Source organism: Stenotrophomonas sp. JAI102 (genome assembly GCF_013409105.1).
In the GTDB taxonomy this organism is placed as follows: domain Bacteria; phylum Pseudomonadota; class Gammaproteobacteria; order Xanthomonadales; family Xanthomonadaceae; genus Stenotrophomonas; species Stenotrophomonas maltophilia_AA.
The window spans coordinates 139,798-148,656 of record NZ_JACCCI010000005.1 but is presented as its reverse complement, the minus strand read 5'-3'; the positions used below and the strand labels follow the sequence as shown (position 1 = coordinate 148,656).

At 67.3% G+C, this 8,859-nt stretch carries 9 protein-coding genes; 3 read left to right on the top strand and 6 right to left on the bottom strand.

Annotated elements, in window-relative coordinates:
- Positions 1-242: 242 nt before the first annotated feature.
- Entirely contained in the window at positions 243-1,325 is a 1,083-nt protein-coding gene (gene dinB / locus HDC96_RS17830) for a DNA polymerase IV (protein ID WP_179461114.1), read from the bottom strand.
- 231 nt (positions 1,326-1,556) lie between these two features.
- On the opposite strand from dinB, the gene fabA reads away from it, so the two are divergent.
- Both fabA and fabB read left to right on the top strand, forming a co-directional pair.
- Positions 1,557-2,072: a 3-hydroxyacyl-[acyl-carrier-protein] dehydratase FabA gene (gene fabA / locus HDC96_RS17825; RefSeq protein ID WP_070471641.1), complete on the top strand. Its 516-nt coding sequence runs from the start codon at positions 1,557-1,559 to the stop codon at positions 2,070-2,072.
- Complete coding sequence (gene fabB, locus HDC96_RS17820; protein WP_179461113.1) at positions 2,072-3,280, top strand: beta-ketoacyl-ACP synthase I; 1,209 nt, start codon at positions 2,072-2,074, stop codon at positions 3,278-3,280. The genes fabA and fabB overlap by 1 nt, the downstream gene beginning before the upstream one ends.
- A gap of 102 nt (positions 3,281-3,382) precedes the next feature.
- Here fabB and HDC96_RS17815 read toward each other — a convergent pair whose 3' ends face one another.
- Genes HDC96_RS17815 through HDC96_RS17805 form a run of 3 tightly spaced genes read right to left on the bottom strand, consistent with a single transcriptional unit; the run spans position 3,383 to position 5,894 of the window.
- Positions 3,383-4,075: an HAD family phosphatase gene (locus tag HDC96_RS17815; protein WP_179461112.1), complete on the bottom strand. Its 693-nt coding sequence runs from the start codon at positions 4,073-4,075 to the stop codon at positions 3,383-3,385.
- On the bottom strand, positions 4,072-4,776 hold the full coding sequence (locus tag HDC96_RS17810) for a pseudouridine synthase (RefSeq protein ID WP_179461111.1): 705 nt from the start codon (positions 4,774-4,776) through the stop codon (positions 4,072-4,074). The genes HDC96_RS17815 and HDC96_RS17810 overlap by 4 nt, the downstream gene beginning before the upstream one ends.
- Positions 4,773-5,894, bottom strand: coding sequence for a class I SAM-dependent methyltransferase (locus HDC96_RS17805; protein WP_176990644.1), 1,122 nt, complete (start codon positions 5,892-5,894; stop codon positions 4,773-4,775). Before HDC96_RS17805 ends, HDC96_RS17810 begins: the two co-directional genes overlap by 4 nt.
- Before the next feature lie 142 nt (positions 5,895-6,036).
- On the opposite strand from HDC96_RS17805, the gene HDC96_RS17800 reads away from it, so the two are divergent.
- Positions 6,037-6,300, top strand: coding sequence for a hypothetical protein (locus HDC96_RS17800; protein WP_123731285.1), 264 nt, complete (start codon positions 6,037-6,039; stop codon positions 6,298-6,300).
- A gap of 33 nt (positions 6,301-6,333) precedes the next feature.
- Here the strand turns inward: HDC96_RS17800 and HDC96_RS17795 are convergent, their stop codons facing one another.
- The gene (locus HDC96_RS17795) at positions 6,334-6,624 is read right to left on the bottom strand and encodes a DUF3247 family protein (protein ID WP_179461110.1); all 291 of its coding nucleotides are present in this window, start codon (positions 6,622-6,624) and stop codon (positions 6,334-6,336) included.
- Positions 6,625-6,691: 67 nt separating this feature from the next.
- Positions 6,692-8,677 (bottom strand): ATP-binding protein, encoded by a 1,986-nt coding sequence (locus tag HDC96_RS17790; protein WP_179461119.1) that lies wholly within the window; start codon positions 8,675-8,677, stop codon positions 6,692-6,694.
- Positions 8,678-8,859 lie beyond the last annotated feature (182 nt).

Genomic DNA, 8,859 nt, shown 5'->3' with positions numbered 1-8,859 from the left:
GCCAGCGGCCGGCACTACCGCGCCCGTCTGCTGGAGGGGCCGAAGTCCCTCCAACAACACAGTTGCTACATGGACGTACTTGCGGCGGGTCCCGATACCCCACCCGCGTCGTCCCAAGCCCTCACCACGCAGATACCAGCGCCTTAGCAGTTGATCTTGATCTTGATCTTGATGTTGCTGTCGCCGTCAACACTTAGACAGCTCAAGAAAAACGGCAAAAAACGCGGACGAATACCGCCCAGCTACACATCACCGAGGTGATCAAACAACCCCGGCTGGCGCACCACCTCCCGCTCCCGGAATCCCCCCAACCCCACCCCCACCAACCGATACCGCGTCTCCAACGGCAACTCCACCCGCGCCCGCAACCCCAGCGCAATCTCCCGCAGCTCCTCCAACGAATCCGGCGGCGACTCCGGCGTAAAACTGCGCGTAATGATCCGGAACTGCGACGTCTTCAACTTCAACACCACCGTGTGCCCCACCCGGTCCGTCTTCCGCGTCGCCTGCCAGGTCTTCTCCGCCAACTGCACGATCGCCGGCGCCAGATCCTCCAGCAACAGATCCTCCGCGAACGTATCCTCCGACGAAATCGACTGCACCGGCTGATCCGGCTCCACCGGCCGCTCATCCACGCCGCGCGCACGATTGAACAACCGTCCCCCGAACGTCCCGAACCGCGCCTCCAGTTCCTCCAGCGGCAGCGTACGCAGATCGCCCACCGTGGCCACGCCCAGCTCCGCCAACTTCGCCGCCATCACCTTGCCCACGCCCGGCACACGGTTCACCGGCAGCGGCGTCAGGAACTGCTCGATACGATGCGGCGGCACCACGAACTGACCGTCCGGCTTGCGCCAATCCGACGCGATCTTCGCCAGGAACTTGTTCGGCGCGATCCCCGCCGAGGCCGTCAACTGCGTCTCCTCGCGGATCTGCGCACGGATGATCTGCGCGATCTCCGTCGCCACCGTCATTCCGCCCTTGTGCTCGGTCACATCCAGATACGCCTCATCCAGCGACAGCGGCTCCACCAGGTCCGTATGCCGCAGGAAAATCTCGCGCACCTGGCGTGAGACCGCCTTGTAGCGGACGAAATCCGGCGGCACGAATACCGCATCCGGACACAGCCGCTCTGCGCGCACCGCCGGCATCGCCGAACGCACCCCGAACACCCGTGCCTCGTAGGATGCCGCGCAGACGACCGAGCGCATTCCCCGCCACGCCACCACCACCGGCTTGCCCCGCAAGGAAGGGTCGTCACGCTGCTCCACGGACGCGTAAAACGCGTCCATGTCGACGTGAATGATCTTGCGGGGGCGGGACACGGGCGTCGGCACTCGGATTCAGATGAACAAGATTACAGCCACACGCCGCAGTATGGTTGTTGGATAACAAGGACATGCGTTTTTGAACCTGAAAACACTACGGCGGCGTACGGTTAAAACGTTTGATTGAATCACTTTTCCTCATGCACTCTTGAGCACTTGCTTCATGCAAGAGCAGTCGACCTGTGGTCGGCTCACCCCGATGACAACTTCTTCAGGATTGCGTTTTCCATGACTCGTCTCAACGCGTTCTCGCGCGACCAGCTGCTGGCCAGCGCCCGCGGTGAACTGTTCGGCCCGGGCAGCGGCCGCCTGCCCAATGATCCGATGCTGATGTTCGATCGCATCACCGACATCCGCGAGGACGGCGGTCCCCATGGCAAAGGCATGGTACGCGCGGAACTGGATATCCGCCCTGACCTGTGGTTCTTCGACTGTCACTTCCTCGGCGACCCGGTCATGCCCGGTTGCCTCGGCCTGGATGCCATGTGGCAGCTGACCGGCTTCTTCCTGACCTGGATCGGTGCGCCCGGCCGTGGCCGCGCCCTGGGCTGCGGCGAAGTCAAATTCACCGGCCAGGTGCTGCCGAGCGCCAAGCGCGTCACCTACGAAATCGACATCTCGCGCGTCATCAACCGCAAGCTGGTGATGGCACAGTCCGATGCCCGCATGCTGGTGGACGGTCGCGAAATCTATTCTGCCAAGGACCTGCGTGTAGGTCTGTTCACTTCCACTGAGAACTTCTGATGCGTCGCGTCGTCATTACCGGAATGGGCATCACCTCGTGCCTGGGCAACGATCTGGACACCGTGTCCTCGGCACTGCGTGAAGGCCGCGCCGGCATCCGCCACCTGCCCGATCACGCCGAAGCCGGCCTGCGCAGCCACGTGGGCGGCAACATCGAGCTGGACCTGGACGCGCAGATCGACCGCAAGGTGAAGCGCTTCATGAGCGATGCCTCGGCCTACGCCTACATCGCCATGCGCGACGCCATCGCCGACGCCGGCATGGATGAAGCACAGGTCGCCAACCCGCGTACCGGCCTGATCGCCGGCTCCGGCGGCGGCTCCAGCCAGTGGCAGGTGGAATCGGCCGACATCCTGCGTGCGCGTGGCGTGCGCAAGGTCGGCCCGTACATGGTGCCGCGCACGATGTGCTCCACCGTATCGGCCTGCCTGGCCACCGCATTCCAGATCAAGGGCCTGAGCTATTCGCTGTCGGCCGCCTGCGCCACCTCGGCGCATTGCATCGGCGCCGCCGCGGACCTGATCCGTCATGGCGCGCAGGATGTGATGTTCGCCGGGGGCGGTGAAGACCTGCACTGGTCGATGAGCGTGATGTTCGATGCGATGGGCGCGCTGTCGACCCGTTTCAACGAGACCCCCGCGTCGGCCTCGCGCCCGTACGACAAGGACCGCGACGGCTTCGTCATCGCCGGTGGCGGCGGCATGCTGGTGCTGGAAGACTACGACCACGCCGTGGCCCGTGGCGCGCGCATCCATGCCGAGCTGGTCGGTTACGGCGTCACCTCCGATGGTGCCGACATGGTCGCCCCGTCCGGTGAAGGCGCGGTGCGCTGCATGAACATGGCGATGGAGCACATCACCGCGCCGATCGACTATCTCAACACGCACGGCACCTCGACCCCGCTGGGCGACGTCACCGAGCTGAAGGCCGTGCGTGAAGTGTTCGGCGAGAGCATTCCGCCGCTGTCCTCGACCAAGGCGCTGTCCGGCCACTCGCTGGGCGCGGCAAGCGTGCACGAAGCGATCTACTGCCTGCTGATGATGCGCGACGGCTTCATCGCCGGCTCGGCCAACATCGGCGAGCTGGATCCGCTGGTGGAAGGCTTCCCGATCGTGCAGCAGACCCAGCCGGCACAGCTGAACACCGTGATGTCCAACAGCTTCGGCTTTGGCGGCACGAATGCGGCGCTGGTGTTCAGCCGGATCTGATTGCAGCGGCGAAGTACACGAAAAAGCCCGGCCATGTGCCGGGCTTTTTCATGGTGAACCCGATCAATGCCGGTGTATCGGCGAGCCGAGCCCCGCGGGACGTTACCGCGCGCCGGTCACCGGCAACAACGGCACCAGCAACTGCCGCGCATCCAGCAACGAACCGACGATGCGATGCCCCAGCGCGCGCAGTTCCTCGTCCGGATGCACCAGGTCCGGCACCTGGATCGCGGTCATGCCCGCGCCCACCGCCGCGCGGATGCCGGCCGGGGAATCCTCCAGCGCCAGGCAGCGCGCCGGGTCCTTGCCCAGCTTCTGCGCCGCCAGCAGGTAGATGTCCGGGGCCGGCTTGGGATGCGAGACGTCGCTGCTGGTCACCACCACCTCGAAAAACGGCAGCAGCCCGGCCGCCGCCAGCTTGCGCGAGGCACGCGGCTGCCGCGTCGAGGTCGCCACCGCACGCGGAAGGCCGTGCTCGTGCAGCAGCTGCAGGATCTCCAGGATACCCGGACGCAGCGGCAGCCCCTGCTGCGTGCGCGCCTCGTACAGCGCATGACAGCGCGCGGACAACGCAGCGACCTGCCCGGCATCCACCGTCTGCAGCAGCAGGCGTTCGCAATCGCGATCGCCCAGGCCCACCATGCGCAGCCAGAACCCCTCCGGGAACGGCAGCGCGAGTTCCTGCGCCGCCTGCGACCAGCACGCGACCGAGACCCGCTCGCTGTCGATCATCAGGCCGTCCATGTCGAAGATGACGGCGTCGGGCAGGAACGGCAGCGCGGCGAAGGCGGTCATGGGACGTTGAACAGCGTCTCGAGATCGGCCGCATCCAGCCTGCGCCACTCACCTTCCGGCAGCCCGCCCAGCGACAGCCCGCCAATGCGGCTGCGGTGCAGTGCCTCGACGTGGTTGCCGACCGCGGCGAACATGCGGCGGGCCTGATGGTAGCGGCCTTCATGCAGCACCAGCTGGGCCTGGCGCGGGCCGTTGACGTGCAGCTCGGCCGGGAGCAGCGGTTTGTCGTCGGATTCCAGCAGCAGCGTGCCGCTGGCGAAGCGCGCGGTTTCATCGCCGCGCAGGTCTTCGGCCAGGGTGACCTCGTAGGCCTTGTCCAGGCGCGACTTCGGCGACACGATCCGGTGCAGCAGCGCGCCGTCGTCGGTCATCAGCAGCATCCCGCTGGTATCGCGGTCCAGCCGCCCCACCGAGGACAGCACCGGCGCGCGGTCGCGGTAGCGCGGCGGCAGCAGGTCGTAGATCAGCCGGCCCTTGTCCTTGGTCGAGCAGGTATAGCCGCGCGGCTTGTGCAGCAGCAGGGTCAGGCCCTGCGGCGGGTCCAGCGGCTCGCCCTCGACCCGGATCGCCTCATGCGCGACCGCATCATCGGCGTACAGCACCTCGCCCTCGGCATCGGTGATCAGGCCGGCGCGGAACATCCCCTGCACCTGCTTGCGGCTGCCATAGCCGAGGTTGGCCAACAGCTTGACCAGCTTCATGCGCGGCCTCCGCGGCCCCACTTCGGCTCGGTGCTGCGCGGCGTCCGGACCGGGGTGGCGTTCTTGCTGGCCTTGGTCGCTTCGATCAGCTTGAAGCCATCGCGCTCGGCGGCCACGCGGACCTGGCCGAAGCTCTCGTTGAGGATCTGCTCGTACGGCAGGTGGCGGTTGGCCACCAGCCACATCCGGCCGCCCGGGCGCAGCGCCTGCGCGGCCACGGCGATGAAGCGCTGGCCGATGTCGGGACGGTCGGCGCGGGACGGGGTGTGGAACGGCGGGTTGGTCACGATGAAGTCGTACTCGCCGTCGATCCCGGCGGTGACGTCCTGCCAGTGGTAGGCCAGCGCCGCCGGTTTGCCGAGCGCGCCGAGGTTCTCGCGGGCCAGCGCCAGCGCGCGGCCTTCGGCCTCGTACAGGTCCAGCGCGGTCACGTTCGGGCAGCGCGCCAGCACTTCGGCGGACAGATAGCCGAAGCCGGCGCCCAGGTCGGCGCCACGGCCGGCCAGATCGGCAGGCAGCTGCTCGACCAGCAGGGCCGAGGCCGGGTCGATGCGGTCCCAGGCGAAGATGCCCGGACGGCTCTGGAAGCGGCCGCCCAGGATCGCGCGCGGCGCGTCCAGCGACGCCCAGCGCTGTGCCAGCGCGGCGTCGTGCTGGCCGTTGAGCGGGGCGGTCCAGTACGCGCGGCAGTGGTTCTTGGTCAGCTTGCCGCCCAGGCCGGCCAGCTGCTGGAGGTCGCCTTCGCCGGAGCGCGCCCCTTCGTTGTTGTGCTGGCAGGCCACCACGATGCCGCCCGGGGCGGCCAGGGCCAGCGCGCGGGCGAACAGGGCCTTGGCTTCCTCACGCTGGCGCGGCGGCAGCACCAGCACCACCGCGTAGCGGGTGGCATCGGTGGCCAGCTGCTGTTCGTCGCGCACCGTCCAGCCACTGGCTTCCAGCGCATCGGCGAACGGGCGGAAGCTCTGCTCGCAGACCAGCTGGGCCGGCTGGGCGTGCTCGCGCAGCGGGGCGCCATCGCGGGCGCGCAGGAACAGCACGGGGCCGGCCGGCCAGGACAGCACGCCACTGGCGAACGGCAGGAACAGGGTTTCCAGGGGAGCGTCGTGCTGGGCAGCCATGCGGGGGGCACATCTTGAAAGAGGCCGCCATTCTACCGGTTCGCTCCGCCCCACCCGGATTTGCGTTTATCCAACGTCCTGTTGATGCGCTGACAACATCCAAACCGGCAGGGTGGAGCCTCACTTCCCGTGGAGATGGCGCATGCGTGCATTGTTCGTCGGTGGCGTAGTCGACAACAGCGAGATGGACATGGAGGGCAGCCAACCACCGGTGCATTACCCCGAAGACACCGGCGGCGGCCATTCGCGCTACCGGCTCCACCAGGTCGGCAAAACGGCCGACGGCAGCGTGGCCTATGCGGTCTATGGGGCCCCGGACCTGGCCGATGAAGAAGTGGCCCGGATCGCCGATGAGCGGGCCTACGCGCGCCGTTTCGAGGCCGAACCCAGCGAATTCATCCACTGAGCCCGTCTCTGGCGGCGCGCCTGCCCACCGCGATCACTCGCGGTAGGGCAGCGGCCGGATGGCCGTGATCTGGTCCAGCCACACCACGTGCTGCTGCACCGGGGTGTCCAGATCGTCCAGCCGCAGCTGGCCATTGCTGCCTTCGTTCTCGTCGGCGTCGCGGTACTGCTGCAGCGTCGGCTGCACGGCCACGGTACCGAGCAGGCGGCTGCCATCGTCAAGCGTGAGTTCGACCTGGGTCTGGCCATGCAGCTGCGGCAGCAGCGCTTCCAGGGCCGCGATGGCGGCCGGATCGGTGTGGATGCGGGGGGCGTAACGGGACATGGCAACTCCTGTGGCGTACGCCTCAGTGTGCCGTTGGCGGCGTCAACACACCGCCAACGGCGGACGCTCAGCGGCCGCCGAGCACACCGCGCACAGCGGCCACCAGCTGGGCCACCGAATACGGCTTGGCCACGTGTTCCTGGAAGCCCGAGGCGAGCGCGCGCTTGCGATCGTCGGCACGCGCCAGCGCGGTCACCGCCACGGCGGGCAGCGCGTCGGGTTCGACCCCCATGTTGTCGCGCAGCGTGCGGACCAGCCCGTAGCCATCCATGCCCGGCATGCCGATGTCGGTCAGCAGCGCGTCGATGCCCGCATGCCCGTTCTCGTTGAGCAGGGCCAGCGCTTCCCCGGCCGAGGAGGCCGTGGTGACCGAGGCACCCTGTTCCTCCAGCAGCCGCCGCAGGTACTCCAGCACTTCGGGCTGGTCTTCCACGGCCAGCAGGTGCAGGCCCTTGAGCGGATACGGTTCGATGATCTGTTCGGTGATCGGGCCACTGAACACTTCGCGGAGTGGACGGCCGTCGGCCTGCGGCTGATAGCGCGGCAGGCGCACGTTGAAGCTCGCCCCCTGCCCGTGGCCCTCGCTGCTGGCCGCGACCACGCCGCCATGCAGTTCGACCAGCTGCTGCACGATCGCCAGCCCCAGCCCCAACCCGCCGTGGCGGCGCGTGGTGGTGCCGTCGGCCTGGCGGAAGCGGCTGAACAGATGGCGCAGGAATTCCGGTGCGATACCGTCGCCGGAGTCGGTCACGGTGATCGACCACTGCCCGCCGTCGGCAGCCAGGGTCAGGATCACGCGCCCTTCGGCGGGGGTGAATTTGATCGCGTTGGAGAGCAGGTTCCACAGCACCTGCTGCAGGCGCGTTGCATCGCCGAGCACCAGGCACGGCTCGTCGGGCATCACCAGTTCCATCGACAGCGCTTTGCCTTCGGCGACCAGCTCCTGCGCGCGCATCGCTTCTTCCAGCTGCGCACGCAGATCCAGCATCTCCACTTCCAGCTGGACCTTGCCCAGCAGCATGCTGCTCAGGTCCAGCATGTCCGAGATCAGGCGTTTCTGCGCCATCGCACTGTTGGCGATCACGCCCAGACCCTTGTACATCGGGCTGGTGTTGTCGATGCGCTGCAGCAGCAGTTCGCTCCAGCCCAGGATGGTGGTCAACGGCGTGCGCAGCTCGTGCGACAGCGTGGCCAGGAACTCATCCTTCAGGCGCGCCATGTTTTCGGCAGCGCTGCGTGCGGCACGCTCGGACTGCAGCAGTTCCTCGCGCGCCATTTCGATCTCGCGGCGCTCGGTCACGTCCGGACTGCTGCCGGCCAGGCCGATGAAACGGCCCATCCGCGAAAAGCGCGGACGCGCATTCATTTCCAGCCAGCGCCACTGGCCGTCGGCGCGGCGGCCGCGGACCAGCGCATGCATGGAGCGCTGCGACTTCAGCGCTTCCTGCAGTTCGTAATCGAACACCGAGGCATCATCGGGATGCACCAGCCCACGCCAGACATCATCCGGCACGCGCTGCTCATCGCCACCGAAGAATTCACTGAAGGCGCTGTTGACGAAGCGCGAGTGGCCGCGCTCATCCAGCACCCAGACCGGCATCGGCAGGCCATCGGCCAGCGCGCTGAAACGCGCCTCGCTTTCGGCCAGCTCCACTTCGATGTGCTTGCGGTTGGTGATGTCGAAGAACACCACGGCCACCAGATGCTCGCCGGGCTCGCCCACGCTGACCGCCTCGACCGAGTACCACCGGTTCAAGGCGCGTGCTTCCATCTCGAACTGCCTGGCCTGGCCGCTCAGTGCCACCTCGCCATAGACACGGTACCAATCCTGCTCATGCCCGGGCTGCAGGCTGCTCATCCGCTGCCCGCAGGCGTTGTCGAGCCCGGTGTTACGGGCAAACGCCTCATTCACCTCGACGAACCGGTAGTCAACGCCGACACCCGCGTCATCGAAGATCACTTCGATGATGCAGAACCCCGCATTCAGGCGTTCAAGTACCGTGCGATACAGGGCCGGATCCGGCGATGAAGCCAGGAAAGAGGCGCGTTCCAACGTCGAAGTGGGCAGGCTGGGCAAGGGCTTCAATGAGGCAACTGGCGAAACAGAGGAGGACAGGATCGGCCAACGCGCGTATTCGCAGCGTCAAGCGTCAAGCGCCGAGGGTCGGGGGCGGGCCTGGGTGAATTGGCGCCAACCGCAGAGGCGGAGCATACACGCCTGCATTGTGGGCCACC

Bases quoted from the DNA above. Each gene is read 5' to 3' on its own strand.
- HDC96_RS17795 (WP_179461110.1), bottom strand. From the start codon at position 6,624: ATGTCCCGTTACGCCCCCCGCATCCACACCGATCCGGCCGCCATCGCG.
- HDC96_RS17810 (WP_179461111.1), bottom strand. From the start codon at position 4,776: ATGAAGCTGGTCAAGCTGTTGGCCAACCTCGGCTATGGCAGCCGCAAG.
- HDC96_RS17800 (WP_123731285.1), top strand. From the start codon at position 6,037: ATGCGTGCATTGTTCGTCGGTGGCGTAGTCGACAACAGCGAGATGGAC.
- HDC96_RS17805 (WP_176990644.1), bottom strand. From the start codon at position 5,894: ATGGCTGCCCAGCACGACGCTCCCCTGGAAACCCTGTTCCTGCCGTTC.
- fabA (WP_070471641.1), top strand. From the start codon at position 1,557: ATGACTCGTCTCAACGCGTTCTCGCGCGACCAGCTGCTGGCCAGCGCC.
- HDC96_RS17815 (WP_179461112.1), bottom strand. From the start codon at position 4,075: ATGACCGCCTTCGCCGCGCTGCCGTTCCTGCCCGACGCCGTCATCTTC.
- fabB (WP_179461113.1), top strand. From the start codon at position 2,072: ATGCGTCGCGTCGTCATTACCGGAATGGGCATCACCTCGTGCCTGGGC.